At 62.7% G+C, this 25,339-nt stretch carries 27 protein-coding genes and 2 pseudogenes; 5 read left to right on the top strand and 24 right to left on the bottom strand.

Annotated elements, in window-relative coordinates:
* The first annotated feature begins 338 nt into the window (after positions 1 to 338).
* Entirely contained in the window at positions 339 to 1,304 is a 966-nt protein-coding gene (locus AC1DFC_RS03910; protein ID WP_478083239.1) for a Bug family tripartite tricarboxylate transporter substrate binding protein, read from the top strand.
* Positions 1,305 to 1,420: 116 nt separating this feature from the next.
* On the opposite strand, the gene AC1DFC_RS03905 is transcribed toward AC1DFC_RS03910, so the two are convergent.
* From AC1DFC_RS03905 to AC1DFC_RS03895, 3 genes are all read right to left on the bottom strand, one after another.
* Positions 1,421 to 1,798, bottom strand: coding sequence for an MmcQ/YjbR family DNA-binding protein (locus tag AC1DFC_RS03905; RefSeq protein WP_478080741.1), 378 nt, complete (start codon positions 1,796 to 1,798; stop codon positions 1,421 to 1,423).
* A 136-nt stretch (positions 1,799 to 1,934) separates the two neighbouring features.
* The gene (locus AC1DFC_RS03900) at positions 1,935 to 2,693 is read right to left on the bottom strand and encodes a citryl-CoA lyase (RefSeq protein ID WP_478083238.1); all 759 of its coding nucleotides are present in this window, start codon (positions 2,691 to 2,693) and stop codon (positions 1,935 to 1,937) included.
* Positions 2,694 to 2,733: 40 nt separating this feature from the next.
* Positions 2,734 to 3,915 (bottom strand): CaiB/BaiF CoA transferase family protein, encoded by a 1,182-nt coding sequence (locus tag AC1DFC_RS03895; RefSeq protein ID WP_478083237.1) that lies wholly within the window; start codon positions 3,913 to 3,915, stop codon positions 2,734 to 2,736.
* An 83-nt stretch (positions 3,916 to 3,998) separates the two neighbouring features.
* Between AC1DFC_RS03895 and AC1DFC_RS03890 the strand changes: the two genes are divergently transcribed.
* Both AC1DFC_RS03890 and AC1DFC_RS03885 read left to right on the top strand, forming a co-directional pair.
* On the top strand, positions 3,999 to 4,739 hold the full coding sequence (locus AC1DFC_RS03890) for a dienelactone hydrolase family protein (RefSeq protein ID WP_478083235.1): 741 nt from the start codon (positions 3,999 to 4,001) through the stop codon (positions 4,737 to 4,739).
* Positions 4,736 to 5,602, top strand: a complete 867-nt coding sequence (locus tag AC1DFC_RS03885) for an SDR family NAD(P)-dependent oxidoreductase (protein WP_478080737.1) — start codon at positions 4,736 to 4,738, stop codon at positions 5,600 to 5,602. The genes AC1DFC_RS03890 and AC1DFC_RS03885 overlap by 4 nt, the downstream gene beginning before the upstream one ends.
* Positions 5,603 to 5,875: 273 nt before the next feature.
* Here AC1DFC_RS03885 and AC1DFC_RS03880 read toward each other — a convergent pair whose 3' ends face one another.
* The 10 genes from AC1DFC_RS03880 to AC1DFC_RS03835 are packed head-to-tail and all read right to left on the bottom strand — an operon-like array spanning position 5,876 to position 15,206.
* The gene (locus tag AC1DFC_RS03880; protein ID WP_478080736.1) at positions 5,876 to 6,976 is read right to left on the bottom strand and encodes a zinc-dependent alcohol dehydrogenase; all 1,101 of its coding nucleotides are present in this window, start codon (positions 6,974 to 6,976) and stop codon (positions 5,876 to 5,878) included.
* The gene (locus tag AC1DFC_RS03875; RefSeq protein ID WP_478178686.1) at positions 6,973 to 8,205 is read right to left on the bottom strand and encodes an NAD(P)/FAD-dependent oxidoreductase; all 1,233 of its coding nucleotides are present in this window, start codon (positions 8,203 to 8,205) and stop codon (positions 6,973 to 6,975) included. The genes AC1DFC_RS03880 and AC1DFC_RS03875 overlap by 4 nt, the downstream gene beginning before the upstream one ends.
* Before the next feature lie 12 nt (positions 8,206 to 8,217).
* Positions 8,218 to 8,523, bottom strand: a complete 306-nt coding sequence (locus AC1DFC_RS03870) for a non-heme iron oxygenase ferredoxin subunit (protein ID WP_478080734.1) — start codon at positions 8,521 to 8,523, stop codon at positions 8,218 to 8,220.
* A gap of 12 nt (positions 8,524 to 8,535) precedes the next feature.
* Positions 8,536 to 9,861: a Rieske 2Fe-2S domain-containing protein gene (locus AC1DFC_RS03865; RefSeq protein WP_478080733.1), complete on the bottom strand. Its 1,326-nt coding sequence runs from the start codon at positions 9,859 to 9,861 to the stop codon at positions 8,536 to 8,538.
* 25 nt (positions 9,862 to 9,886) lie between these two features.
* Positions 9,887 to 10,660, bottom strand: a complete 774-nt coding sequence (locus tag AC1DFC_RS03860; RefSeq protein ID WP_478080732.1) for an SDR family NAD(P)-dependent oxidoreductase — start codon at positions 10,658 to 10,660, stop codon at positions 9,887 to 9,889.
* A 32-nt stretch (positions 10,661 to 10,692) separates the two neighbouring features.
* Positions 10,693 to 11,388 (bottom strand): ABC transporter ATP-binding protein, encoded by a 696-nt coding sequence (locus tag AC1DFC_RS03855; protein WP_478080731.1) that lies wholly within the window; start codon positions 11,386 to 11,388, stop codon positions 10,693 to 10,695.
* Positions 11,381 to 12,133 carry an ABC transporter ATP-binding protein gene (locus tag AC1DFC_RS03850; protein WP_478080730.1) on the bottom strand — a complete coding sequence of 251 codons (753 nt, stop codon included), beginning with the start codon at positions 12,131 to 12,133 and terminating at the stop codon, positions 11,381 to 11,383. The genes AC1DFC_RS03855 and AC1DFC_RS03850 overlap by 8 nt, the downstream gene beginning before the upstream one ends.
* Positions 12,120 to 13,082: a branched-chain amino acid ABC transporter permease gene (locus AC1DFC_RS03845; RefSeq protein WP_478080729.1), complete on the bottom strand. Its 963-nt coding sequence runs from the start codon at positions 13,080 to 13,082 to the stop codon at positions 12,120 to 12,122. Before AC1DFC_RS03845 ends, AC1DFC_RS03850 begins: the two co-directional genes overlap by 14 nt.
* On the bottom strand, positions 13,082 to 13,951 hold the full coding sequence (locus tag AC1DFC_RS03840) for a branched-chain amino acid ABC transporter permease (protein ID WP_478080728.1): 870 nt from the start codon (positions 13,949 to 13,951) through the stop codon (positions 13,082 to 13,084). Before AC1DFC_RS03840 ends, AC1DFC_RS03845 begins: the two co-directional genes overlap by 1 nt.
* Positions 13,952 to 14,009: 58 nt before the next feature.
* Complete coding sequence (locus AC1DFC_RS03835; protein WP_478080727.1) at positions 14,010 to 15,206, bottom strand: ABC transporter substrate-binding protein; 1,197 nt, start codon at positions 15,204 to 15,206, stop codon at positions 14,010 to 14,012.
* A gap of 154 nt (positions 15,207 to 15,360) precedes the next feature.
* Here AC1DFC_RS03835 and AC1DFC_RS03830 point away from each other — a divergent pair, with 154 nt between their 5' ends.
* On the top strand, positions 15,361 to 16,587 hold the full coding sequence (locus AC1DFC_RS03830) for an IscS subfamily cysteine desulfurase (protein ID WP_478081845.1): 1,227 nt from the start codon (positions 15,361 to 15,363) through the stop codon (positions 16,585 to 16,587).
* Between the two features lie 510 nt (positions 16,588 to 17,097).
* On the opposite strand, the gene AC1DFC_RS03825 is transcribed toward AC1DFC_RS03830, so the two are convergent.
* The 10 genes and pseudogenes from AC1DFC_RS03825 to AC1DFC_RS03780 form a co-directional block, all read right to left on the bottom strand.
* Positions 17,098 to 18,954 carry a DUF3363 domain-containing protein gene (locus AC1DFC_RS03825; protein WP_478083234.1) on the bottom strand — a complete coding sequence of 619 codons (1,857 nt, stop codon included), beginning with the start codon at positions 18,952 to 18,954 and terminating at the stop codon, positions 17,098 to 17,100.
* Between the two features lie 465 nt (positions 18,955 to 19,419).
* A complete protein-coding gene (locus tag AC1DFC_RS03820; protein ID WP_478081836.1) occupies positions 19,420 to 19,953 on the bottom strand; it encodes a S26 family signal peptidase in 534 nt (177 codons plus the stop codon).
* Entirely contained in the window at positions 19,950 to 20,366 is a 417-nt protein-coding gene (locus tag AC1DFC_RS03815) for a DUF2840 domain-containing protein (RefSeq protein ID WP_478081838.1), read from the bottom strand. Before AC1DFC_RS03815 ends, AC1DFC_RS03820 begins: the two co-directional genes overlap by 4 nt.
* Before the next feature lie 110 nt (positions 20,367 to 20,476).
* Positions 20,477 to 20,740, bottom strand: a complete 264-nt coding sequence (locus tag AC1DFC_RS03810) for a chromosome partitioning protein ParB (protein WP_478081840.1) — start codon at positions 20,738 to 20,740, stop codon at positions 20,477 to 20,479.
* Positions 20,737 to 21,495, bottom strand: a complete 759-nt coding sequence (parA, locus tag AC1DFC_RS03805; protein ID WP_478081841.1) for a ParA family partition ATPase — start codon at positions 21,493 to 21,495, stop codon at positions 20,737 to 20,739. Before parA ends, AC1DFC_RS03810 begins: the two co-directional genes overlap by 4 nt.
* A 200-nt stretch (positions 21,496 to 21,695) precedes the next feature.
* A pseudogene (locus AC1DFC_RS03800) lies at positions 21,696 to 22,520 on the bottom strand (replication initiator protein A); the annotation flags it as partial.
* Between the two features lie 26 nt (positions 22,521 to 22,546).
* On the bottom strand, positions 22,547 to 22,843 hold the full coding sequence (locus tag AC1DFC_RS03795) for a helix-turn-helix transcriptional regulator (RefSeq protein WP_478080453.1): 297 nt from the start codon (positions 22,841 to 22,843) through the stop codon (positions 22,547 to 22,549).
* Between the two features lie 92 nt (positions 22,844 to 22,935).
* Positions 22,936 to 23,475: a DUF2285 domain-containing protein gene (locus AC1DFC_RS03790; RefSeq protein ID WP_478080454.1), complete on the bottom strand. Its 540-nt coding sequence runs from the start codon at positions 23,473 to 23,475 to the stop codon at positions 22,936 to 22,938.
* Positions 23,476 to 23,488: 13 nt separating this feature from the next.
* The gene (locus AC1DFC_RS03785; protein WP_478178685.1) at positions 23,489 to 23,740 is read right to left on the bottom strand and encodes a transcriptional regulator domain-containing protein; all 252 of its coding nucleotides are present in this window, start codon (positions 23,738 to 23,740) and stop codon (positions 23,489 to 23,491) included.
* Between the two features lie 113 nt (positions 23,741 to 23,853).
* Positions 23,854 to 24,195, bottom strand: a complete 342-nt coding sequence (locus tag AC1DFC_RS03780; protein ID WP_478080456.1) for a DUF2958 domain-containing protein — start codon at positions 24,193 to 24,195, stop codon at positions 23,854 to 23,856.
* A gap of 209 nt (positions 24,196 to 24,404) precedes the next feature.
* Between AC1DFC_RS03780 and AC1DFC_RS03775 the strand changes: the two genes are divergently transcribed.
* Positions 24,405 to 24,695, top strand: a complete 291-nt coding sequence (locus tag AC1DFC_RS03775; protein ID WP_478080457.1) for a helix-turn-helix domain-containing protein — start codon at positions 24,405 to 24,407, stop codon at positions 24,693 to 24,695.
* 30 nt (positions 24,696 to 24,725) lie between these two features.
* Here the strand turns inward: AC1DFC_RS03775 and AC1DFC_RS03770 are convergent.
* Positions 24,726 to 25,074 (bottom strand): annotated as a pseudogene (locus AC1DFC_RS03770) (DUF2958 domain-containing protein).
* Between the last annotated feature and the right edge of the window lie 265 nt (positions 25,075 to 25,339).

Raw genomic sequence — 25,339 nt, 5'->3', positions numbered from 1 at the left:
GATCTTTAAGCCTTCCGCATTCATCAATGCTGGCGCCTCTCCGCGGCTTGGGCGCTGGCCCGGCGTCCTCGGTCCCTGGAGGCCATGGTGGCCTGCCTACCGCGGGTGCCCATCTACATCTCTTGCTGAATGGGATTAGAGGGCGACGGCATTAAGAGATACCAGATCGCACAAGGACGGGGCACCTCGACACTCCTCGTCGCTCGTGCTCAATGGGCCACGTCATCGGGTTGGCCCCAATATTGCATGAGGCAACAAGGCTACTTAACATAGCCTGTCGGATAGGTTTGCACGGGCCAGTATCCGGCTTTGAGGTAGTTAAACCCAAAGGATTTGCCATGCTCTCTCGTCGAACACTCCTGACCGCCGCCGCCGTTTGGGGCCTCGCGCATCAAGCCGTCGCGCAGGATTACCCCATCCGCCCCATCAAACTCGTGGTGCCATTCGGCGCGGGCACGACCGCGGATATCGTGGGACGCGTCTTCGGGGAGAGCATCGCTCGACAGATGGGCCAGCCGGTCGTCGTTGAAAACAAGGCTGGCGCTGGTGGCAACATTGGCGTGGATATGGTTGCCAGGGATTCCGCAGATGGATACACCATCCTGCTCGGCACCGTCGGAACACATGCGATCAACCCTACGCTCTACCGCAAGCCCACCACCAACGCGCTCAAGGACTTCGCGCCCATCGGCTTTGCCGGCTCTACCCCTACGCTGCTTATCGTGTCGGCCAACTCGCCCTACAAGACACTGAAGGACCTGCGCAACGCTGCATCAGGCGGGAAGAGCCTCAGCTTCGCCTCTGCGGGCAACGGCACTTCAGGGCACCTGGCTGGCGAGCTGCTCAAGACTCGCCTTGGCGGCGACATGGTACATGTGCCCTACAAGGAGGGCGCAACAGCGTTAAACGACGTGATCGCGGGCCAAGTGGACTTCATGTTCTACCACCCTGTGGCGGCACTTCCTCACATCCGCGCGAACAAGTTGCGAGCACTCGGCGCTTCAACTGCGCAGCGAACCTCGATTGCTCCGGACGTCCCAACAATCCAGGAGCAAGGCGTGGAGAATTTCGACCTGATGGCATGGATGATGCTCTACGCTCCTGCGAAGACCGCTCCTGCTGTACTTGCAAAGTTGCGGGACGCTGTCTCGAAAGCTGCCATGACCGAAGGGACCAGAGCCAAGTTGGTCGCGTTGGGCCTCGAGGTTCCACTGATGGACGAGCGACAGCTCGCGCAGTTCAGCAAGGCCGAGATTGAAAAGTGGTCCGAAATCGTGAGGCTATCCGGAGCCCACATCGATTGAGCCATACCAGGCGGAGGCAGAGCCGCCCCTGGTCTTCGGCGACCTTCCTGCGCTGCCGGGGTGCGGCAGCTTGATCGAAGCCGATGACCGGTCATCATCCGGCAGGTTGCCAGACCTCATGCGCCCGATGTGAGCTCGAAGCTGTCGGAGATCAATTCCAACACTAGCTTCTCTGGCACCGTTCTATCCAAAAGCACCGAGAGCCAGTGCTCCTTGTTCATGTGGTAGGCCGGAAGGATCCCGTCCTTCATCCTGAGGGATCCCACAATTTCCGGCCTGCTCTTGACGTTCACAATGTCAACAGTGCCGTCGCTCGAGAGCCCAAGCTTCTTCCGCTGTACGGTCGTGAACAGCGCATACCACCTGCCGTTGTCTTGATGCCTGAACACCGCGTATTCCGGAAGCTTTGCCCACGGATGATCCGGACGGGTACGGTACCGCTTCTGGACAGATTTCATTACCGCGGCCTTCAGGCTCAAAGTCGTTCGATCCATTCGATGCTTCGGAAAGAGTGGTGCGCCGAGTCGGCGCGGCGCCAAGGCTCAGAGGTACAGTCGCGGAACTAGGTGCCCAGGCACACGCCACCCGTCAACGGCAAGCGCGCGTTCTTCGCCCGTCTAGGAAATGCCTTTAATACGGCCCCTCTTCGTAGGCGATCGATTCGCTGAAGGCAAAAATATCTGGAGAAATGGGCGAGCTCCGCTCCTCGAGCACATGACCGACCAGCCCAGCACAGCGGCTCACCACAGCGACCGCGCGCATTGCCTCCACAGGGAAGTCGATCTCGTGCAAGATCGCGCCGAGTGCGCCAGTCGCGTTCAGGACAATCCGCTTGCCCGCGTCGGCATCGATCTCTTCACTCAACGTCTGCAGCAAGGCGATGTAGTCGCCCTTCACGCCGGCCGCTTCAGCCACCTCGAACAGCCGCGCCGCACGTGGGTCCACACTCTTGTAGTTGGCGTGACCGAAGCCGGGGACACGGCGCTTCGATTGACGAAACTTGGCGACGAGACTCTTCGCCCATTCGCGCTTGTCGCCCGCAAAGGACATGCCTTCGCTCAACACCCGGCCTGCGCCCACCATCGTACCCGCGTATCGATTGCCGACCATCAATGCACCCGCTGCCAGCGAGATCTGAATGTCATCGGGATTAGAGTCAGCAACGATGCGAGCCACGAGTGCGCTGGGCGTCAGGCCATGGTCCATTAGGACAAGTAATGCCGCGTCCAGAACCTTGCGCTGCGTCGCGGTCGGCACTCGGCCAGTAACGACCAAGTAGAAGCCTTCGGTAAAGCTCAGTTCGCCGACGACTTCACTTAGTGTGTCTTTGCCGCGAATCCGAAGCCGCGCGGTGTCATTAAGGTGGGTTCCAATTCGTGTCTTCGTCATGATTGATTTCCTGAAGTTCTATGTCTCATCCGCCACCTTTTTAGCCGCCGGACTGAATCTTCGCGATGACTTCGTCGGCGTAGCCGAGTGCGCGAAACACCTCGTCGGAGTGTTCGCCGAGGTCGGGGGCGGGCTGCAACGGTTGGTCCTCCCGCTGGCCGTCGTAAAGAACCGGCCTGCGAATCATCTTCTGCGGACCGTGCACGGCGTGTTCGGCCTCCGCGAAGGTCTTCAGGTGCTTCACCTGCACGTCGTCCATGACTTCTGGAAGCGTCAGCACAGGTGCATGCGGCACGTCGTTCTCGACAAGGCGAGCCAACCAATGGTCACGCGGCTGCGTCTTCGACGTACGGTTTAGTTCAAAGGCAAGTTCTTCATAGTTGTCCAGCCGCTGTGCTCGCTCAGCGAAGCGCGGGTCCGTCGCCAGGTCCTCGCGCTCAAGGGCCTTGAGCAAGCCCACCCAGAACTTTTGAGGCGAGGACATGTGCACGGCCACCAGCGATCCATCTTGGCAGCGCAATGCGTAAGACTGCGACGCGCGCACTCGCATCAAAGGATCCGGCTTGACGCCAGCCATCGTGAAGTTGGCGAAGGGATCGCTGATGAACGCCATTGTCGATTCCAGCATGTTCAACTGGAGCGTACGGGGCTTGCCTGTGCGTTCTCGCTCGAACAGCGCGCCGAGGATGCCGTAGCTGGCATACATGCCAGTCAGGTTGTCCGCAATCGAGGGCCCGGTTATCTGCGCGTCGGCACCAAGCAGGAGGCTGGAGATGCCGCTCAGCGCTTGCCCCACCGCGTCATAGGCCGGCCGATCAGCGTACGGCCCTGACTCCCCGAAACCCGTAATGGAGCAGACGATCAGACGAGGGTTGACTTCCCGCAGCTTGTCCACGCCCAGGCCAAGCCGCTCCATCACGCCGGAGCGGAAGTTCACTATCAGCACGTCAGCGCTTTCTATCAACCTCAGGAACGCCTCCTTACCCAGCGCACCTTTCAGGTTGAGCGTGACCCCTTTCTTGTTTCGGTTGTAGGTGGCGAAGTAGGGACTGTAAGTACCGCCGCGGAAAGACCGGAAAGGATCGCCATCCTTCGGGTTTTCCACCTTGACCACCTCGGCGCCTAGATCCGCCAACAGTGTGCCGGCCAGCGGCCCCGTGATCATCGCCGTGAGTTCGACGATTCGCACGCCGGTCAGGGGCGAGGTTGGGTTCTTGTCCATTTTTCCTTCCACGTCATTGCAACGCCAAATACTGCATGCTAGGATGCCTCATCCAACTACCTTTGTCAACAGACCTACTTGCCATGGATCTCCTTTCGACAAATGTCTCGATTCCCATCGGTTCTGACCGCATGGACGCGTACTTCACCCGACCTGCCCAAGCCAGCGGCTCCATCGTTTTGATCCAGGAGATCTTCGGTGTCACGCCCGCGATGCGTTCGATCGCGGACGACCTTGCCGGAGCGGGCTATGCAGTTGTTGTGCCGGACATCTACTGGCGGCTGGCACGTAATTTGGACTTGGGCAACGGCGAGGACGCCAATGAGCGCCAAGCGGCCGTGGACTACTCCCTGCGCTACGACGAGGTCACGGGAGTGTTGGATCTGACTGCTTGCGCCGACTGGCTACAGGCAGAACAGGCGGTAGACCAGCGGCCAATCGTGTTCGGCTTTTGCCTGGGCGGCCGAATGGCGGTTCGCTTGGCCGCTGCCACACCACTGTCCGGGATGATTTCCATGTACGGGGTGGGCTTGAACAAGCTGGGCGATCTGATCCAGGCGATCAGATGTCCTGTGCAGTTCCACTTCGGAACGAACGACAACCACAACCCTGTCGAGGTCATCCAAGCGGTCCGCGACGAAGTCGCCAAGCGCGAACGGGCCAACGACGAGTTCCATACCTACGAGGGCGCCGAGCATGCCTTCTTCAACCGGCTTCGAGCGGATCGCTTCAATCCAGGTGCGCACGAACTCGCGAGAAGTCGAGCACTGCGCTTTGCGGCCAGCCGCTTTGCCGAAGCAGTACCCAGGGACTCACGAGCATGATCGAATCCTTATTGCCATACGCGGTCAACGAGCTCAAGGGTCGAACGGCACTAGTGACAGGAGCGGCACAAGGCATTGGCCTGGCAATCGCGCAGCGCTTGGGCGCCGCCGGTGCCAGTCTCGTCCTGGTGGATGTCGCAGCACACGAACTCCAGCAGGTGGCCACGCACTTGCGGGAACGTGGTGGCAGCGTTATTGCCAAGGCAATGGACATCGCTGACCGGCCAAGTGCCCAGGCGCTGCGGGCGGAGCTGGTCGAAGCATCTTCCGGGATCGACATCCTGATCAATAACGCAGCGATAGGTCCTGAGCGCAATGATCCGGCCTATCTCGTGGCGAAGCCCAAATTCTGGTCTACCCCGGACGCGCTGTGGCTCGAAATGCTGCGGGTCAACGTCTTTGGAGCTCAACTGCTCAGCACACTGTTCGCTCCGGACATGGTACGGCGCGGGTGGGGCCGCATCATCAATGTCTCGACCAGCCTAGATACCATGTATCGCCAGGGCATCGGCCCCTATGGGCCTTGCAAAGCCGCACTGGAGGCGTCATCGCGCATCATGTTCCAGGATTTGGATGGATCTGGCGTTACCGTCAACGTGCTACTCCCCGGTGGACCAGTGAACTCCCGCATGGTGCCGGCGGACTGCGGGATAGAACCCGAAGACCTGATCCAACCCGAGAAGCTCGCCGAGCCAGTGCTCTGGCTGTGTTCGAACGAAGCAAATGACGTCACGGGCTTGCGGCTGGTGGCGAGGCACTGGGACTTGGCGCTCTCGATTCAGGAACGCCTTACCGCAGCAACCGCGCCGATTGCCTGGCCACAGTTGGGCGCGCAATCGCACATCCCGGTGGCCAAGGCCTGATTCCGCGGGAACCGTGCAGCCTGGTTGCTTGGTGCTGCGAACAACGCAGGCTCAATCTGCACTCGTCACTGTGCGCCGGGACGGGGGGCGCGTGGCGCTACACCCTTTGCTGGGACTGCTCGCTTCCAAGCGTACCGATTGAGGCTGGGGGAGATCCGTCAGAAGAATTGACCGGCGGGGGCTTTTGATTTTTCTTTTCGTCCGTCGTTGCGCGCTCCTCGTTCGCCAGAAGCGAACGAAACGAGGCAGCGCGATAACAGGCTGCACACATGCTTATTCGGGCGTCAGTGTGATGTGGATGGCGTCCCGCCCGTCGGTCACCTCTCGCCCGAGCGTGCGCACCGCCTCAGTGCCTCTGTCCATTCCAAAAGAATGCGTGCAGAGTGGCCTTAGCGCCTCTCCGGCATGCGTGACGATGTCGATCGCCAATTCAGTCGATTCCCACCCTGCGCTCAGCACTCCGACAAGCTGAATCTCCCGCAGCACTGCCTTGTCGATCGGAAACCCGTCGAGTGGTTTGTTCGCTTTGAGACCGGCCAGCACGATTCGCCCGCCGCGCTTGACCATGTCCACGCCCTGGATGATCGGAGCCATCGATCCTGCCGACACGTCAAGGACGACGTCCGCCAATCGTCCACCGGTGATTTCGACCACGCGCTCCACTGGATCCTCCTTGTCGACATCGATGACCGCCGTAGCACCAAGCTGTAAGGCCAGATCCAAACGGCCGCGGTCAGACGATGTCCCGGTCACAATGATCTGCGAAGCGCCTGCCCTGCGTGCAGCCACGGCGGCCAGCAGCCCCCGCTGACCTGGACCAGCGATCACGACCGTCTTTCCGAGCGCAGCGCCGCCCACCTCGTACACCCAGCGGATTGCGTTGGACAACGGATTCACCAAGGTCATCAGGTCGGTGGCGACGCTCGTGGGAAGCTTGTGCACCATCGTCTTCGGATGCAGGTACACATGACTCGCGTAGCCGCCCCACAGCGACGGCGCAGAATGGATATTCTGGTACAGGCCATACCCCAAGTCGGACTGACACCGCGTGTACTCGCCCGCTATGCAATCTGCACAGTGCCCGCAAGGGATGATCGGCTCGACCGCGACGCGGTCGCCTTCTTGCACACGCCAACGCTTGGCTGCCGTGGGCCCGATACGCTCGATGAATCCCATGATCTCGTGGCCGGGCACGATCGGCATGCCTCCGCCCCAATCACCAAGGTGGCCGAGCCACTGTTCATAGTCGGTGCCGCACAGACCACAGGCTTCGACCCGCAACACCGCGTCGTCGTCGCTGATCTCGGGTAAGGGGAATTCACGCAACTGGAGGTTCTTCGGTGACTCCAGCACCAACGCTCTTGCGCCGCTCATAGTTCTTTCTCCTGCCTCTCAGGGGCATCACATTGATCTTGAATCAACACCAAGCCTTCTTCAGAGAACGGAAGCGCTTTCTGGATCGCTCTCTTGGCTTCCCGCAATTCGCGAGGGCTGTTGATGGCCGCCGCTGCTACCAGGTGTCCTTCTTGCACAAAGAAGTCGATGAAGCCGCTGTCACTCGCATTGGCCTTTCGGTACTGCTGCGCGCCTGGGGGCACGACGCCCAACAACTGAAAGTTGATGTCGAACTGGTCGGACCAGAACCACGGCAGCTCTCTAGTGACGGGCTCGGCGCCCAGCATCGCCTTCGCAGCTGCCACCCCTTGATCCTGCGCGTTCTTCCAAGATTCGAGGCGTCCCCTGCCCTGTCCCAGCGGCTGGTCGGTCACGTCACCGCAGGCAAATACTCTGGGGTCCGAAGTCCGGCAGTGCTCGTCGACCACGATTCCATTGCCAACGTCCAGCCCGCAGGACCGTGCAAGTTCGTCGTTCGGCACTGCACCGATGCCTACGAGCACTACCGTAGCAGGCACGATCGAACCGTCATCGAGCTCAACCCCTTGAATCTTTCCATTTCCCACGAAGCGCTTGAGGCGAGCGCCCAGCCGAACGTCCACGCCGCGACTAACGTGCTGCTCCAGGAAATACTTGCTGAGCGACGGAGGAAGCGAGCGTCCGCAGAGTTGATTGGAAGCCTCGAGCACCGTGACATGGGCGCCGCGCGCTCGCAGACCTGAGGCAACTTCCAGCCCGATCCAGCCGCCGCCCACGACAACCAGCCGGATGGCAGTTCCGAGGTTGGCGCGAATGGCCAGGCAGTCGTCGATCGTCCGCAGGTAATGCACGCCCTGCAGCTCGGCCCCCTCGCAGGACAATTGCCGGGGTCGAGACCCCGTCGCCAGAAGCAGCTGGTCGAAGTGARACGATTTTCCATCCCGACAAACAACCTGGCGGCCGGCCCGGTCGACTCGCTCGACGTGATTCCCAAGCTCCACTTTGATTGCCAGCTCCACAAGGCGCTCTTGCGACCACAGTTGACATGCACCGAGTCCCAGCTCGCCGAGCAACACTTGCTTCGACAGGGGCGGACGTTCGTAGGGAAGATGGCTTTCATTGCCAATCATCTGCACTGAGCCGGTGAAGCCTGAGTCGCGCAACGTCTTGGCTGCCCAGCCGCCGGACTGCCCGGCTCCGATGATGACGATGTCGTTGACGTTAGACATGTTCGCGGCCGACTAAAGGTTAAGGAAGATCTTGTTGTCGACCACCGTGACGGGGTACGTCTCCAGATCAGACTCCGCGGGCGGGCCCATGCATTTGCCAGTGCGGATGTTGAAGACAGCGCCATGCAAGGGGCACTCGATGGTTTCGCCTTCCACGAAACCGTCGGACATCAGGGCGTAGGCGTGCGGACACACGTTGTCGGTTGCGAAGAACTCGTTGTTGACCCGGTAGATCGCAATCTTCTTTCCCTGGCCTTCATAGGCGTATGGAGCGTCCTGCGTGACCTTTTCACATGCGGCGATAAGCTGAAGCGTCATGACGGCAAGCGACTAGGCGGCAGCGGGCTCGGCAGTGTCGCCGGGCATCAGTTCGCCGTGATGACGTTCCAGGAATTCGTCCATCTCGCCAAGCTCGGAAACGACGTCGAGAGGCACAACCGCGTAGGCACTGCCATCCTTGACGATCTCGCGGAACTTCGCGAGGCTCTCTTCGGACTTGACGTACTCGAGCAGGCGGCGGCGGCTGCGGACGATCGCGATGTCCGTCGGGAGCAGGAACTCTTTCTCGCGATCGACGATGCGGCCTTCGGTCCCCGGGAGGGCCAGCATGCCTTCCTGCATGGCACGATCTTGGTCATTGAGGCCATGAATGCCGGACGGGCTCGACAGGCTGGCCCCCTTGCGGTCGATCATGTAGTTGTTGCGTTGATTCCGAACGGGAACGAACGTGTCAATGATGGCGCCCGTGTTCAGGCGATACGGTTCATAGACACTGTCCGGAGGAAAGGCCAGCCCTTTGCCGATGTAGTCCAGGAAAGCTTCGGGAAGATCGCCCTTGAGGTAGTAGTTGAAGTCCCAGGTGTAGGTGTTGTGGTCGTCGATCGGGATGAAGGCGCGGCCACCCACGGGGAAGTCTGCACTGGGGATGGAACTGAAGCACGGGGCCATGAACTGAGAGACGCGCCAATAGAAATTCTCGTCAGCGTTGCGGCGGGCGATGCCGATGACGCCGATGGACGTATCCTTGGCGAACAGCTTGGGCGTGATGTCAATCGCCGAATATGGACGGTGCACCGGAGAGGTCGCCATCGTGGCCGGGTTCGTGTGGAGGATCGAGACGTGCGAGCTGTCCAGTTCGCCTTCCATGCCCTGCAGCCAGTTGGACTCCTGGATCCACACCGTCGCATTGCGCTGCGACTTCGGCAGATCGATCCACGGAAATTGGGGAAGCGACGGGGGTTCGCCGCTGCCCATGAACACCCAGACGATGTCGGCTTTCTCCTGTGCCTTGTAAGCGGTCAACTTGACCTTCTTGCAGATCGATTGGTCGGCTGCGTTCTTCATCTCCAGGCAGTCGCCAGAGGCGTTGTAGAGCCATCCGTGGTAGTTGCATCGGATGCCTTCCTGCTCTACCCGTCCATAAAAGAGCGGTGCGAGTCGGTGGGCGCAGTTGGCCTGAACGATGCCGACCTCACCCTTGCCGTTACGGAAAGCGACGAGCTCTTCGCCGAGTAGCTTCAGGCGCACGGGCGCGCAGCCGGGCTCGGGCAGTTGAGATGAAAGCAAAGCGGGCAGCCAAACGGATCGGAACAGTTCACCGACCGGCGTTTCTTTGCTCACGTGGGACAGTACATCGAGTTTGTTGACGTGTGCCATGGTGTATTCCTTATCGAGACTCGAATCAAAGGGTGAGAAAGCCGCCGTCAACCGGGAGAATGACGCCGGTCACAAAGGAAGCAAGGTGCGAAGCCAGAAAGACAGCAGGGCCTGCCATCTCGTCTGCGCGGCCAGCGCGCTTCATCGGTGTATGCGACATGACGAACGCGACGCGGTCGGGATTGGCCCGAGAGACGGCGGTTTGCGGGGTTTCGATAAAGCCGGGTGCGATGGCGTTGACGCGCACGCCATGCTGGGCCAGGTCTACCGCCAGCGATTTGGTCAGCATCGCCACCCCGCCCTTGCTGGCGGCATAGGCCGTCGTGAAGTTCGGGGCTGCGGTGAAGGATTGGATCGACGCCAAATTGATGATGTTGCCTTTGGTGCGCTTGAGTTGATCCAGAAAAGCCGTGATGCCGTACATGATCCCGTCCAGGTTCACCGCCATGACCTCACGCCAAGTGCCAAAGTGGCCCTCCTCGCCGAACTGACCGCGGCGATGGATGCCCGCGTTGTTCACGAGAATGGACGCGTCGCCGGCCAAGTCGTGGACATGAGCCGCGGCCTGCTTCGCTTGGTCGGGATCGGATACGTCCCAAAGCACTGACCATGCGGTGCCTCCCTGCCGCGTGATCAGCGCGACGGTCTCTTCGATGGTCTGCATGTTGACGTCGGCGACCACCACCTTCGCGCCCGCTGCGGCAAGGCCGATGGCGATCTCGCGCCCCATCCCTTGACCCGCCCCGGTCACCACAGCCACCTGGCCGTCCAGCAGCGGGCTGCCGTTGAATTCGATCATCTGATAGCTCCTGATTCTCAATCGAAAGATGTTCAGATCGTCAGCCACTGACGATGGACGCGCTCCGCGTCGGCCTTGAAATCGGCGATGGAGAGCGTCTCCACAACTTTTCCTTTGGACATCACCAGGATGCGGTCCGAGATGCGCTCGGTGAGGTTCAGGTTCTGCTCGACAAGCAGGACCGCGACCCCTTCGGACTTCAGCAACTTGATCACGTCACCAATCTGTTGGACCACCATGGGTGCCAGGCCCTGTGTCGGCTCGTCGAGCATCAGGACTTTGACGTCCGTCACCAAAGCTCGCGCGATCGCTAGCATCTGCTGCTCACCACCAGAAAGCGCGTGACCTGCGTTCTTGATGCGGCGCTGAAGGTTGGGAAACAAGTCGAGCACCCGCTCTTCGGTCCATGTTTTTGGCTTGCTGCGCTGGCCCACGCGCAGGTTCTCAAGGACCGTCAGCGCCGGGAAGATCTGCCTGCCTTCGGGCACGTATCCAATGCCCGCTCTCACCACTTCGTGCGCTGGCTTGCGACTGAGATCGAGGCCATCGAGCGACACCGTGCCGGAAGATGCCTGCACAATCCCCATGACGGTCTTGAGCGTCGTGGTCTTACCCACGCCGTTTCGCCCGATGATTGCGGTCACTTCACCCTTGGGCACCTGAAAGTCGACGCCGAAGAGAACCTTGCCGGATCCATAGCCGGCTTCCAGCCGCTCAGCTTTAAGCATGTGCCACCCCCAGATACGCGCGCTGCACCGCCGGATCGTTTCGCACCGCCTCCGGCTTGCCATCGGCGATTTTTCGCCCCTGATCCAGTACAACAATGCGGTCCGCAACGCCGAACACGACCTCCAGATCGTGTTCCACCAGCAGCACCGCGATGGGTGCATCCTCCAGTAGCGACTTGAGCAATCTCACCGTCGCGCGGGTCTCTTCGACCGACATGCCTTGTGTGGGCTCATCCAGGAGAACCAGCTTCGGCTGAAGCGCTAGGGCCGTCGCGATCTCCAACAGCCGTTGATCACCATGGGATAGCTGCCCAGCCGTGCGGTCTGCGCAATCAGCCAAACGGACTCGGGCTAACCACTCCATCGCCGCTGCCTCGGTCTTGTCGACAAAAGCCTTCGACGCCATCGGCCTGAGCCGCCCGGGGGATCTGGCTTGAACGGCCAGTCGGACGTTTTCCAGGACCGTCAGCTGCGGAAACAAGCAGGTAATTTGGTATGTACGACTCAGGCCCTTCTGAGCCAGGTCATACGCGGAAAGGTGTTCGACACTTTCACCAGCGAAGCGCACGGCTCCAGCGGTCTTCTTTATCGCACCTGCAATCAGGTTGAACACGGTGCTCTTACCTGCCCCGTTCGGACCAATGAGTGCGACCACCTCGCCTGCATCTACGGTGAGGCTCACGTCATCGACCGTCGTGACCGCTCCCCAGCGCTTGGTAAGACCAGAACATTCAAGAAGCGGCATGTTTCTCTCCAGCAGTGGGCGCGCGGCGTCGGGAAATCCTGGCGGCGAGCGAAGCCTTGATGCCCCACAGGCCCTTGGGTGCAGCAATGACGACGATGATGAACAGCAACCCCATTACCAATGGCCAACTGTCGGTGACTGCGCTCAACTGGTGGTGAGCAAGGACGATCAAGGCGGCTCCGATCATCGGGCCGATCAGGGTGCCGGTTCCGCCAAGAATGACGGCGATGATGACGTGCCCCGACTGCGTCCAATGCAAGATCTCTGGAGAGACGAACAGCAGGAACCCTGCATGTAGCGCCCCCGCCATGCCCGCGAGCGCCCCGGACACGACGAATGCGACGATGCGCAAGGTCCGCGGCACGTAGCCGATGGCGCTGGCACGTCGCTCGTTTTCTCGAACGCCGACGATGGCTCTACCCATCGCGGAGTTCATGAAGCCTCGGGCCAACCAGTACATCGCAAACACGACGATCAGAACAAGCCAGAAGAAGCCATCGCGGGACATGAATCCCTCGAACCCGAACGGGCCTGCATTGCGCGCAAAGCCGGTCAGGCCATCCGAACCGCCGGTAAGCGTGTTCCACTTGAAAACAATTGCATAGCCGAGTTGCGCAAAAGCCAACGTCAGCATCGCGAAGGCGACGCCGCTAGCCCGTGTGCTTAACCATCCGATCGGGATGGAAAGGAGCGTTGCAACAAGCACGGCGGCAGCAATCGCGAAAGGCAACGGCCAGCCAGCCAATAGCGCAAACGCACAGGCGTACGCACCGACACCGTACGGCAGAACGTGGCCGAAGGAAAACATGCGTGCGTAGCCCATTTGCACGTCCAGGCTCATAGCAAACAGCGCAAAGATCAGTATTTCCGTCAACAGCGTGACTTGGTAGCTCTGGAGAGCGAACGGGGCCGCCGCCAGCATGGCGACGACAGGAACGGCGTACTTCATCACTCTTCTTCTCCAAACAAGCCACCCGGGCGATAAAGCAGAACGCCAATCATCAAGAGGTAGGTAACCACCAGCGAGAGGTCGGGAAAGTAGAAGTTGCCGAACGACTGTGTTGTGGCGACCAGCAGGCTGCCGACAGCGGATCCGAGAAAGCTGCCCATACCCCCGATCATCACGATGACGAACGATTCGATGATGGCCGCGCTGCCCATGCCGATGTAGCCCGTGATTAGCGGGACGGCAAGGAAACCACCCAATCCAGCAAATCCGCAACCCACGGCGAAGGTCAACGTGCGGATGGTGCCGACATTGACACCTAGCGCCTGAGTCATTTCTGCGTTCTGCGAGATCGAACGGATGAGCAGGCCCAGGCGAGACCTCAAGATGACGATCGCAAGGATGCCCAAAGCGGTCAACCCGAAAACGATCAGGAAAACGCGGTAGAGGGGGAAAGGCTCATCCATGACGAACACCACTCCAGCGAGCGCTTCGGGCAGTTGGACGTCGCGGCTGTTTGATCCCCACCCAAGGCGCGTGGATTCGGTGAGCACCAGACTCAGCCCGAACGTGATCAGAAGGAAGCTGCTTGCGTCGCGCTTATAAAGGTGACGCAGAAGCCCCGATTCAAAAATGGCCCCAACGGCCGCAGCGCTCAGCGCCGCGAGCAGAAGTCCGGCCCAGAAGTTACCGGCCCATTGGGCCGCCGAAATACCGACGTAAGCGCCAAACATGTACATCGCCCCGTGGGCAAAGTTCATGATGCGCATGATGCCGAAAATCAGCGTCAAGCCCACCGTGAGCATCGCGAGAAGCGATGCGAGGGATAGCGTGTTCAGCCCGAGGTTGAGCCAAAGTTGCAACACACTCATAGTGCGTCTTTCGTGAGGTTTGATGTTCTAGCGACGGGCGCAGCGGTCAACGCTCGCGTCAAAACGTGTCTTTGCGGCAGGCCGGAATGACTGCATCCGAGCTGAACGTTTCGATGATCTTGGGGAGTGGGTAACTCGCATCGGCACTCTTCTCCAGACGCGCGATAAAGACGCTTTGCTCGCCTTGCTGGTCGCAGCCACGCAGCTTCACCCGCCCCTTGACCGACTCGATCTCCAAGTCAACCAGCGCTTTCCTGACCGTCATCGCATCGACGGACTTGGCACGTCGCACCCCTTCTGCGAGCAGGCTCAAGCCTTGCCAGGTCTCGCCGTCGTACGTGTCCGGAATTTCGCTGTACTCGGCCCGGAAGATACGGTTGAACTCCCTGTTCTCGGCGGTATCGTATGAATAGTTGTACTGGCTCACGCCATACAACCCTACGCCGGCATCGCCCAGCGGTCGCGTATTCAACAGATCCAAGACCTCAGTCACGATTTGCATCTGCTCGCCCAGCCGGTATTGGCCAGCCTGCTTGAGGAAGGCAGTGGCGTCGTCGCCGCTCATGGCGACGTAAAGCACTTCCGGCTTGGCTTGACGGATGCGAGCGATGTAGCTGGAGTAGTCCTTGGTGCCCAGGGGCGTCAGGACGCTTCCCACCGTTTGCTTGCCCAGGCCGCCTATGAGCTGCTCGAACGTCGAAAGACTGTTCTTCCCCCAGGCGTAGTCCTGGGCGATAGTGAAGAACTTCATCTTGGGCGACTTGGCGAACCAGAGCGAGATCGCGCGGGCACGCATGGGACCGGAAGTGCAAGTGCGGAAAGCGTTGGGGACGAAGTTCTGCGCCGTCAGCGATCCAACACCGCTGATGCCTGCCAAGTACAGGGCGTTCCAATCTGCAAGGCGCGGCATGATGGCCAGGGATTCGCCGCTGGATATGACACCGGTGATCAACTTGACACCGCGGCCTTCGATCAGTTCGGAGGTCTTGCGTACGCACGCAGCGGGGTCCCCCTGCGTATCTTCGAAAAAGAACTCGACCTGACGACCGTCGATGCCGCCTTTGGCGTTTACCGTCTTCGCGAACAGTCGGCACGTGCGCTGGATCTGCGATCCAAGAGCCGACCAGTTGCCCGTGACGCCTGTCGGCACACCAATTCGCACTGCCTCCTTTGTTTGCGCCCACGCGGGCTGAAAAGTAGCCGCCAAACCTGCGCCTGCAGCGCCGGCCAAGAACCCTCTGCGATCGATAACCATGGTGTGCTCCTTGTGATTGCGAGGCAATGCTATATTCGCCATATACATCTGTCAACTAGGGTAGTTAAGGAATACAAGAGGCACTTTAATGGCGCAAAGCTTGCCTTTCTGGTGCACTCACACTTAGACACACCCGCAACCTGGACTCACGCGTATGACTTTGCCTTCCCCCCCTTCTCGTCCGATCTACATGGACTACATGGCGACGACCCCAACCGACCCGCGAGTGGTCGCCGCACTCCTTCCTTACCTTGGTGAGCATTTCGGAAATCCTGCCTCACGCAGTCATGTCTACGGGTGGGAGGCAGAAAGTGCTGTGGAGACGGCGCGCGCCCACGTCGCAAGTCTCTTAGGAGCCGATCCGCGTGAGATCGTCTGGACCTCTGGTGCCACCGAGGGCAACAACCTCGCCATCAAGGGTGCTGCTCACTTTTACAGCGGCAAGGGCAAGCACATCGTCACGCAGAAGACGGAGCACAAGGCTGTTTTGGACACGTGCAGAGAATTGGAGCGTGAAGGGTTCACGGTCACATACCTCGACGTTGAGAGCGACGGCCGCGTACGCATAGATTCGGTGCGAGAAGCCCTACGCGACGACACGATTCTGGTGTCCATCATGTTGGTCAACAACGAGATCGGTGTGATCAACCCAGTCGAGGAGATTGCGCAGTTGTGCCGTGATCGCGGCATCGTCTACCACTGCGACGCGGTGCAGGGGGCGGGCAAGATCCCGATCAACCTCAGCACATTCAACGCCGATCTGTTGACTGTGACCGCGCACAAGGTCTACGGTCCTAAGGGCATCGGGGCGCTGTATGTGCGTCGCAAGCCGCGGATTCGGATCGAGGCGCAGATCCATGGTGGGGGTCATGAGCGCGGGATGCGCTCCGGGACCCTTCCGACTCACCAGATCGTTGGTATGGGGGAGGCGTTTCGCCTAGCGAAGATCGAAATGGAGGCAGAGTCCGCGCGTGTGAGGCGGTTGCGGGACCGGCTCAGCGCAGGCCTGACCCAAATGGAGGAGGTGTATGTCAACGGCAGTCTTGAGCACCGGGTGCCGCACAACCTCAACATGAGCTTCAACTACGTCGAGGGGGAGTCGCTCATCATGGGAATGAAGGACATTGCGGTGTCGTCGGGTTCCGCCTGCACCTCCGCTTCTCTGGAGCCATCCTTCGTGCTTCGCGCTCTGGGTCGTAGCGACGAACTCGCCCACAGCTCCATTCGGTTCACGCTTGGGCGGTTCACTACAGAGGCGGAGATCGATGCGGTGGTCCGGCAAGTCACGGAAACTGTGGCGAGGCTTCGCCTGCTGAGTCCGCTGTGGGATATGTACAAGGAAGGGGTCGACATCTCATCGATTAAATGGGCTGCGCATTGACACGAGCATAGGTCGAAATCGCGGTGCGGTTCAAGACCCAGATCCGCTTGACGATGCCGGTGATGGGTCTCGCGGTTCCGAACGCTGGTCAAAGGCAGCCTGTTCGTTATGGCCGCAAGCGCCGGTGGCGGCTAGGATCGTGATCGGCCAGCATCCTTCGCAGTGCACAGGTCCGACGGCGCATGCTGGAGATGGGCGCCGAGCACCGAACCGGTAGGCGGGACGCCGGAGGCGTTCCGCAATCTGGCGCTGTCCGAACGTCGCCGCTGGGAGCTGGTGGCGCGTGCGGAAGAGATTCGTATTGAAGAAGGGCGAGGCGTGCACTCGGCTACGAAGGGCAGTCGAGCATTTCTGGGCATGGCCCACTGCGCCTGCAGGTGCTATGGGCCACTACCGCATTGAGCATGTTTACAGCCGTCGGCTCTATCGAAAGATGGAGCATTTTTCGATGCGTGTCTTCCAGCCGGACGCCGCGCTCGTCGCCGTACTTGTGATTCACCTACGTGGGCGTCAAATTGCCATGTCTCGCCGACGATCGAAATGCCATGTGACTGACTTTCCCTGGGCCACAGCAGAGACGTGTTGCCCCAGCCGAACTTCCACTGCAGGTCGCCACGCCACTAAGGTGAACCCCATGCCATCGTCAAGCACCGCAAAGCGCCCGCTCACGAGTTGAATAGAACAACGGTAGATGCCACTCGCTCTTCCATTCTCCCCAAGAGGCCGATAGGTCCGGCCTGTCCGCTCTTGCAGAGCCTCTCCGACGGCCACCAACTCGCGCTCCCTCAAGGTGTGCAGCAGATTGCGCGAAAGAACTACATGCGGGCCGCGTCGCTCAGCTAACCTCTGTTCGACCAGGAATTCCTGTCGGCCGCGCATTGCATCGCGCACCCGGGCGCCAAAACCGTGCGCCGCTAGTCCATCGCCATTTCCAATCAATTGCCGGTCCAGCCAGGTCGCGCCGATGGCTCGCACCTGTTGGTTGATCGGCAAGTGCGAGCGCAGTTCAATGACCGGAGCCGTGACTTTCTGCGTATCGTGCTGCTGGCCCTTCTGCGCTAAGTCAGACGGTACTCGCCAGACACCATCGGCCACGCGCACCACAATGCCAGAGCGACGCAACGCTTCCAGCCGTCGCACATGAACATCGATAGTGGCCAGCGGATCGCGGTATGCCGCCTGCCGCAGTCGATCTAGGTGATTCGCGGTCTTGTAGATGCCGTCCTGGGAGATTGCCGCGATAGTGCGATCGACCGCCCGCTCCCCTCCCGGCGTCTTCGCCTCCACAATGCCGTCCACCGGAAACGCCAAGAGATCGGCACCGGGCGGTAGTTTCAGATAGTGCGCCCGGCCATCAATGCCATCGACCACCAGATAGCCTCGGTCGTGCAGTTCGTCGGTCAGGCCCTTACCCGCGATGCGGCCGATGACGGGGGTGGTCGACGCGTCCTCCAGCACGCATTCACGCTGCTGGCCCTTGAGTGCCCGGCGCATGGTGTCCAGCGCCTCCTCGCGCTCGCCCATCGCGGTCAAGGTCCGCACCATGTCCGGCGCCAGCCGCCACCGGTTGACATCGACTCGCTCGGCCATCGCCATGGCTTCGAGCCGCTGCAGGCGCGCCCGCAGCAGGTTCTGGCGGTGCCGGTCCCCGGGCCGGCCAGTCAGGTCAACGGTATCGGCTACGGCTTGGCGCATCAAGGCCCGGTCCAGGCCGGTGAGTCGCTGCTGCTCGACTTCGCGCTGCAGGCTTTGCCGGATCTCGATCTCGGTGCGCGGCCCCAGCCATTGGGTAGCGATCTCGCTGGCTCGCATACGCATGCCCCGGGCGATGTAGTCCGGCGCGATGATGAGGTCTTCCTTGCCCGCGGTCCGGCCGTTCAAGACGACGTGGGTGTGCGGGTTGTCGGTGTCCCAGTGATCGACGGCCACCCAGTCCAGCGGCGTTTCCAAGTCCACCGCCATGCGCTGCATCAGTTGCCGTGTGAAACCACGCAGATCTTCCAGGTCGACCGCGTCCTCGGCCGAGACGATGAAGCGGAACTGGTGGCGATCTCCCCTGCCCCGCTCCTCGAAGGCCTTCAGGTCGGTGGCATCGGTCTCGGGACCATAAGCCTGCCCGCGCTGCCCGTCACGTGTCACCCCATCGCGCTCGATGTAGCGCAGGTGCGTGGATACCGAGTTCGCGCCGGCTTTCCGGAGCACCACGAAGCGGGCCTTGATGACCACGCGTCGGCCATGCACGCCCAGGCGATCGACTGCCATACCGGCCGCGACGCGGCCTCGGCCAAAGGTCGACGCGGGCCGCCCTGCCCGCTGGCCGGACGCTTTAGCGCCGGCCTTCGAGACTTCCCCGAGCACCCGGGACACGAAGCGCTCCGGGCGCGGTCCTGCGTGGGACTTCGGTGCCGCCGGTCGGACACGAAAGCGCTCGCCATCCGGTTCCTTACGCGAAGCCAAGGCGGGCACTCCGGAGCAATGACGCGCAAGGGATCGGAAGTGGCACGTGCGCAAGGCCGCAGCGACGTAGCGTTGCGCATCGGCGCAGCACCGGCATCGACAGGTGCCGTGCCGCGCCCAACCCACGTGCAGACTGACTTTGCGGGTGGCGGCGTGCCGCCCCTTTTATCTGGCCCTCCGTCTCCGCCTTCCGCTTCCGCTCCCGGCTCCGACCTACCGCCAGCCGCGCACGTGGTGCGCAACGCTGCCCGGGGGGCAGCGGCGGTGCAGCAGGTGCTGCACGCTGGCGGCGGGCTCCCTGCACGACGGTGTGCAGCACGGACACACGTCCGGCTGCAGTTCGGCGGCACCCTTGGCAACAGGACGCTGCGAAGTTCATGGCGCACTCCATGTCCACAAAGGCCGCGCAACGCCGAGCACGGCCGACGCAGAGACAGGCCCGAAATACCGACTGTCGAACGACGCCGGGTTCGTGTCGCCGAGCAGGAACAACTCGCCCACCGCAAGGGGGCGGCATTGCGACCAGGCTTGCAGCTGGCGATGCGCGCCGTCATCCGTTCGCAGGCTCGCCACCACGGCGCCGTCAATGCGCACGAGCTGATCGCAAACACACACCGATTGCGGCGCAAGGGCGCCGATGCGCTTGAGGATCGGCACGCCGCTCGGCAGGTAGCCGCGCTGGGCCGCGAAGGCGGTCACGTCGGCCGGAAGCCGTGCCAGAACGATGCTTCCGACGTGCAGCGAGGCTGAGCTACCCAGGCGGCCGATGCGGTACCAACCGCGCGGCACGCTGTCGCTCGGGTTGTAGACCACGAGCACGCGGTCGCGTGTCGCGACCGGCACGACGGCCGGCGCGCACAGCGCAGCCAGGCTGACGCTCATGCAGGCGAAGAGCAGGCGCGGTGTCATCGCAGCGCCCCGCGCGCCAGATGTGCCGCATGCCGTTCGGCGGTGTAGGCCGGCAGCGGCTGGCGCGCAGCCAGCCGATTGCCGACCGTGCGCCAGTACGTGACGGCCACCGCGCAGGGGTCGATGCCCAAGGCCTCGATGGCGTCGACCGCCGCGAGCACGGCCTTGACCTGGCTCTCGCCATCGGCGCGCAGCAGAATGCGCGCGCCCGGCAGTACACCGGCAACGCGCTGTGCGCCGTCGGGCGGCATGGGGGCCTGCAGCACCATCAGCTGCCAGAGCGCCGTGCCATAGTCGTTGCCGATCCACTTGACACGGCAGCAGACCGCATCCGACTCGAAGATCGCGACGCGCCGCCAGCGGTCGAGGATGGTCTCGTGCGCCGGCCGACCGAAGCGCAGCCAGACGTTCACGCGATGCTCAACGAAGGCCAGAGACACCCGCATGGGGATGGGCCCACGACCGGTACCCAATGACACTGCTGCTGGGGACGAGGGCCGCGCGGAAGGCTGCAGCGGCTGCATCACGTTTCACCTCCGCCGTACTCGCGCTCCAGCAGCTCGCGCAGCATCTCGGCCGCGGTGACGCCGCGCTTGAACGCGACCACCTTGATGTGACCTCGCAGCGCCGGCGTCACGTCGATGGTCAGACGCGCGGTGTAAATTGATGCCTTGACCGCAATCGCAGGTTGATCGGCCCGCTGCACCCAGGCAGACGCCGGATCGGCAGCCGGCTTGCGGCCGATCGGCGCGCGCTTCGGCGAGGCAGATATCCTTCGCGACGTCATCGCAGCATCTCCCGCACGGCTTGCGCCAGCGCAGCGATCTCGCGCGCTGCGGCGCACGTCGGCGCTGCTTCGCAGGCGAGCCGCCCGGCAGCAACACTGTCGGCGAACACGATGCGCTGCGAGATTTCAGCGCGCAGGGCAGCGAACGGCTGATCGGCCAATGCTGCGCGTGCCTCGCGCCCGATGACTGTGCCCACCACACGCCGATTGATCACGAAAGCGGCGCGCAGTTGCGGCCGAAACACCCTCGCCTCGATCACGAGCTGCACCATCTCGTGGCTGGCCCACACGTCGTAGGCGCTGGGCTGCACCGGGATCAGCACCAGATCGGCGGCCAGCAGCGCGGAGCGCGCGAGGGCCGCGACCCGGGGCGGGCCATCGATGACCACGTAGTCGGCCTGCGCAGCGATCTGCGGCGCCTCCTGGTGCAGCGAGTCCCGCGCCAATCCGAAGACGCCGTACAGCCGCGCCTCACCGTTCTGAAGCCGCCGCTGCGCCCAGTCCAGCGCCGACCCTTGCGGATCGGCATCGAGCAGCGTGACGCGCCGGCCTTGCATCGCCAGCTCGCCGGCCAGATGCGTGGCGAGCGTCGTCTTGCCCGCGCCGCCCTTCTGGTTCAGCAGCGCGATCACCTTGCCGGGCCGGGGCCCCCTTTCTAGCGAGCGGTTTTCGGCCGTCTGGTCTGCTTGGGCTGCCTCGGCAGAAGCGCTGCTTGTTGTTTGAGCACCTTCGGCTCGCGCGCGCGTGACTTCCATTTATGTATCCCTTTAGATGTTTAGGGAGGCCCGAAGCCGTTGCCGGGCGCGGCTTCCCGCCCGATCGGTGCGGGCGATCCACCGATAGTTCTGCGGGTGATCCACCGAGGGTCGTGCGGGCGATCCACCGAGCCCGTCCCCACGTCATCCACAGGTTCTTCAACAGAAACTGTGGATAAGTCGCATTGAAACGGTTCGCCCGGCACCGGCCGGAAAGCCAACCACTCCATGCCGCCACTGCGCTCAATGGACAGCCAGTAGCCCGGGACCGCCTGGCGCCGCACCAGATGGCGCACCTGCAGCGCGAAGTCGGAGCGGCGCTGCAGGCTTCCGGACTTCAGATGCAAGTGGCGCATGGCGAAGCGCCAGCCGCCGGGCTGCCGCCCTCCATGCTTGCGCACCAACCGATACAGCCAGCGCTCGATGCCGCCGGAAAGCCGGAAGTACGTGGGATCGAGCGTGAGCACCAAGGCCTCGTCCATCACGCCCGAGAAGAACCAGTCGGCTAGGATCAACTCGATGCCGTCGGCGCGTCCGTCGGAGCGGATGTATTCCTTCCACTCATTGATCCAGGAGAAGCGGTGCACGCGCATCGCGCCGCTCGGACGCTCCCGCTGGCGCAAGGTCGTGGCGACAGTGGTGGACTGCAGCCGGTCCAGCGCGGCGCGCAGCGCCAGGTAGTCGCTGCGGCCGGTGCCGCGCTGCGCGAAGCGCAGGATCTCGTAGGGCGTGGCCACCATCAGGCGCGAAGGCGCGATGCCTTCCTTCTTGGCCTGGACGATCTGGCTCGCGGCCCAGATCAGCACGTCGGCATCCCAGATCGTCGCGATGCCGTGCTCGGGCACACCCTCGACGGTGAGCGAGACACCGCCGGCGTCGAAGCGGATCGGCACCGCGCGCGGCGACTTGGCCAGCGAGAAGAACGGGTAGGCCATCAGGTCCTGCGCATCGCGCAGCGCCATGTCACGTCCCGGCAGCGCGCGGAACAGCGACAGCTGTTCGCGTTCGCTCGGACGCTTCGACATGGTGACGCCCCTGCCCTGCGCGCCGGTCAACGGACGGAGTCGCGTTGCACGTAGCCGGGGTCGGAGGTCATCTCATAGGCCCGACTGTTCGCCCAGGCCCGCAGATCCTCGACCGCGTAGACGACGCGCGCGCCGAATTTCCGAAAGCGCGGGCCCCCACCCAGCACGCGGTGCTTCTCCAGCGTGCGCGGCGACAGGCGCAGGAAGGCGCCGGCCTCGTCGGTGGTCAGGAACTCGGGGTTGGCTGGCGCGGCGGGCACCGCAGGGGGCCGCGGCGCAGCCGCCGCAGCGCGGGCGGAAAACAAGGAACTGGCACTTGCCATGAGGGCCTCCATCGTTGTCACGGGGCCGCGAACCATTCGCAGCCCAGTGGAGGCAGTCTCGGGAGCAAGGGCCTTTTTGCGCAGGGAGATATTCAGCGCATCGGTTCGTCTCCGGGACGCTCCGCCGCGTTGCGCGGAATGCCCGCGAGCGCCAGATAGCCACCGCCCATGTACGCTTCGGCGCGCCGCAGCAGGTGCCGGACCTGGGCGCGCAGCTCGCCATCAGCGTGCCAGCGCGCCACGGCTTCGAAACCGAATAAGGCTTGGGCGATGTCGCGGTGCGAGGCGCCGGCCTGCGCGCCGTCGAGCGCCTGCAGGGCGCGAAGATGCAGCAGCGCAGCACGGGTGACAGTCCGCGTGGAATCCTCGGCCGGCGCATGGCCCTGAAGAGCCTGTGCCTGCGCGTTGAACGCCTCCAACTGGCCGCGCAGGCCAGGGCCGAGCGGGACGGCGCAGATGTAGGCCGCGCCATCGCAGAGGTCGTCGGCCAGCGACATGCGCAGCCGCTGCGCGGACACCTCGGTCAGCAACGTGAGGCCCGAGCCGCCGAGCGCCAGGCGCTTGCGGCCAGGCACGCGCCAGAGGTCGAAGGTCGGCCGGGCCGACGCATCGTGCGCGCGCGAAGCACGCACGTGCAGCAGCTCGTCAGCCGCCGTGATCCAGTATGGTCGCGCTTCGCGCGCATCGAGACGGGGGTCTTCGGCGCTGTCGCAACCCCCACCGGTCGAGCGATGCGGCGCGCCGTGCCCAGTCCACCTGGTACTGCGGATGGCGGCGCAGGTACTCCCACGCGAGCGCGGGGCTGTCGAGATCGAGCGTGTAGAGGTAGGCCGCCGACGCGCGCCAGGGCGCGGTCGGCAGGCCTTCGGCCTTGCCGTCGGTCATGGCAGAACTCACTTCTTCTTGCTTGCGCGAAGACTGCCACGGGCACGGCCGGCATGGCTGGCTTTTGCGGCGATGCGCTCTCGCGCGGGCGGCGACGATCCCGTACGCCGGCCCACCAATGAAGTTCAGTCGTTGATCGACCCGTCGCGCTGCGCGTCGGCCACGTAGCCGGACAACGGCTGGCGTGCCCTGAAATGCGGATCGGCAACGATGCGCAAGCCGGTGGGGCCGCACACGCCCTCGAGCGCCAAAAGGCTCACGTGCCCGAGTTCGGGGAAGCCCGTGCCGGCATCGGTCAGCCCATAGGCGCGATCGCCGTCGGCATCGAGCTCGGTGAGCAGCCAGCAGGCCGGGGCGTCCAAGGTGTACAGCTTGACGACGGGATAAGGATCGACGGCGCGGCCATGGGCGCGCGCTGCGCCGTTGGCCAGCATCTGGTCACGCTGCTGTTCGGTGAGGAATGCCATGGCTTTGAGAGGAGACCTTGGAATGCTATTGCGACAGATGAAGATCTGTAAGTCAAATTGGTGACTTCATGCGACACAAAGCTTTGCGCGATGCCTCGCTGTCGAATCGCACTCGATAACGCCTCGATGAGAATGCGCTTTGAACACTATAGATTGTAGCCCTATAGAGGTCGATAGGTTGTCATCGCCGTTCCCCGACGAACGACCGAATGACCTCCCCCACCCACTCTTTCCCCGCGGCTCTCAAGGCTGTCCGGAAAGCCCGTGGCCTGAGTCAGGAAGCGTTTTCCGATGTGTCGAGTCGCACGTACCTGAGTTCGCTCGAGCGCGGCCTGAAGAGCCCGACCCTCAGCAAGGTGAGCGACCTGTGCGAGGTCATGGACGTGCATCCACTCACGCTGCTGACGCTCGCCTATGGCGGAGACGACAAGGCCAGAGACAAGCTCTTCGAGCGTGTACGGCGTGAGCTGGCCGAAATCCAAGGTTCACACACGGAATGAAAGCGCGGCCGGTTGGCCGCGCCTTTGGCGCTACGCCACGATGCGCCCGGCCAGCCCGCGCTTCGCGCGCGTAGCCGCTCAGCGGCTTGTCGGCGATGAAATGGAGATCGCGCTCAATCGGCAGGCCCCACTTCTCGCCGAAGCCCTCCAGTTCCGTCAGGCTCACGTGGCCCAACTCGGGAAAGCCTTGCCCGAGCTCGCAGAGGCCGAACGTGCGGTCATCATCCTCGCGATCGATCTCACACTGCAACCACGTCGCGCCCGCGTTGGGCGTGAACAGCTTGACCACCGGCAGTGGGTCGAATTGAGGGTTCTCGATCGAGTCTCGGCCATTGGCCAGCAGCTGCGCGCGTTGTTCGTCGGCAATGAGCGTCGTCATGGTCTTTCTCCTTGGAAGGATTCCGGGCGGAATTGCCCGAGACCGAAGCCGCACGGCGCAGCGCAGCCGTCAGGGTTCGAGAGACGGCCGCCGGCCGCCAGCGCACGACGTGCGCGCAGACCTTGACGGCGAGAACGCCGTGCAATGATGAAGGGAACAGCAAGCCCCCCCCCTGCCTCGTGGCAAGCGAAGCGCGCAGGCCGGGAGCGCAGTGAAGGCCGCAGGCGTCAGGGATGGAAGCCCGAAGGGTCAAGACGCCACCGGC

It is taken from the genome of Variovorax sp. 10L421, from assembly GCF_056395365.1.
Note: the sequence above shows the minus strand (reverse complement) of the source record. Positions and strands in the feature narration are given on the sequence as shown.

Excerpts from the sequence above, each read along its gene's own strand:
- AC1DFC_RS03840 (WP_478080728.1), bottom strand. The coding sequence starts at position 13,951 with ATGAGTGTGTTGCAACTTTGGCTCAACCTCGGGCTGAACACGCTATCC.
- AC1DFC_RS03820 (WP_478081836.1), bottom strand. The coding sequence starts at position 19,953 with ATGACACCGCGCCTGCTCTTCGCCTGCATGAGCGTCAGCCTGGCTGCG.
- AC1DFC_RS03890 (WP_478083235.1), top strand. The coding sequence starts at position 3,999 with ATGGATCTCCTTTCGACAAATGTCTCGATTCCCATCGGTTCTGACCGC.
- AC1DFC_RS03810 (WP_478081840.1), bottom strand. The coding sequence starts at position 20,740 with ATGACGTCGCGAAGGATATCTGCCTCGCCGAAGCGCGCGCCGATCGGC.
- AC1DFC_RS03870 (WP_478080734.1), bottom strand. The coding sequence starts at position 8,523 with ATGACGCTTCAGCTTATCGCCGCATGTGAAAAGGTCACGCAGGACGCT.
- AC1DFC_RS03795 (WP_478080453.1), bottom strand. The coding sequence starts at position 22,843 with ATGGCAAGTGCCAGTTCCTTGTTTTCCGCCCGCGCTGCGGCGGCTGCG.
- AC1DFC_RS03835 (WP_478080727.1), bottom strand. The coding sequence starts at position 15,206 with ATGGTTATCGATCGCAGAGGGTTCTTGGCCGGCGCTGCAGGCGCAGGT.
- AC1DFC_RS03845 (WP_478080729.1), bottom strand. The coding sequence starts at position 13,082 with ATGAAGTACGCCGTTCCTGTCGTCGCCATGCTGGCGGCGGCCCCGTTC.
- AC1DFC_RS03830 (WP_478081845.1), top strand. The coding sequence starts at position 15,361 with ATGACTTTGCCTTCCCCCCCTTCTCGTCCGATCTACATGGACTACATG.
- AC1DFC_RS03885 (WP_478080737.1), top strand. The coding sequence starts at position 4,736 with ATGATCGAATCCTTATTGCCATACGCGGTCAACGAGCTCAAGGGTCGA.
- AC1DFC_RS03850 (WP_478080730.1), bottom strand. The coding sequence starts at position 12,133 with ATGCCGCTTCTTGAATGTTCTGGTCTTACCAAGCGCTGGGGAGCGGTC.
- AC1DFC_RS03855 (WP_478080731.1), bottom strand. The coding sequence starts at position 11,388 with ATGCTTAAAGCTGAGCGGCTGGAAGCCGGCTATGGATCCGGCAAGGTT.
- AC1DFC_RS03860 (WP_478080732.1), bottom strand. The coding sequence starts at position 10,660 with ATGATCGAATTCAACGGCAGCCCGCTGCTGGACGGCCAGGTGGCTGTG.
- AC1DFC_RS03900 (WP_478083238.1), bottom strand. The coding sequence starts at position 2,693 with ATGACGAAGACACGAATTGGAACCCACCTTAATGACACCGCGCGGCTT.
- parA (WP_478081841.1), bottom strand. The coding sequence starts at position 21,495 with ATGGAAGTCACGCGCGCGCGAGCCGAAGGTGCTCAAACAACAAGCAGC.
- AC1DFC_RS03865 (WP_478080733.1), bottom strand. The coding sequence starts at position 9,861 with ATGGCACACGTCAACAAACTCGATGTACTGTCCCACGTGAGCAAAGAA.
- AC1DFC_RS03905 (WP_478080741.1), bottom strand. The coding sequence starts at position 1,798 with ATGGATCGAACGACTTTGAGCCTGAAGGCCGCGGTAATGAAATCTGTC.
- AC1DFC_RS03910 (WP_478083239.1), top strand. The coding sequence starts at position 339 with ATGCTCTCTCGTCGAACACTCCTGACCGCCGCCGCCGTTTGGGGCCTC.
- AC1DFC_RS03780 (WP_478080456.1), bottom strand. The coding sequence starts at position 24,195 with ATGGCATTCCTCACCGAACAGCAGCGTGACCAGATGCTGGCCAACGGC.
- AC1DFC_RS03775 (WP_478080457.1), top strand. The coding sequence starts at position 24,405 with ATGACCTCCCCCACCCACTCTTTCCCCGCGGCTCTCAAGGCTGTCCGG.
- AC1DFC_RS03880 (WP_478080736.1), bottom strand. The coding sequence starts at position 6,976 with ATGAGCGGCGCAAGAGCGTTGGTGCTGGAGTCACCGAAGAACCTCCAG.
- AC1DFC_RS03895 (WP_478083237.1), bottom strand. The coding sequence starts at position 3,915 with ATGGACAAGAACCCAACCTCGCCCCTGACCGGCGTGCGAATCGTCGAA.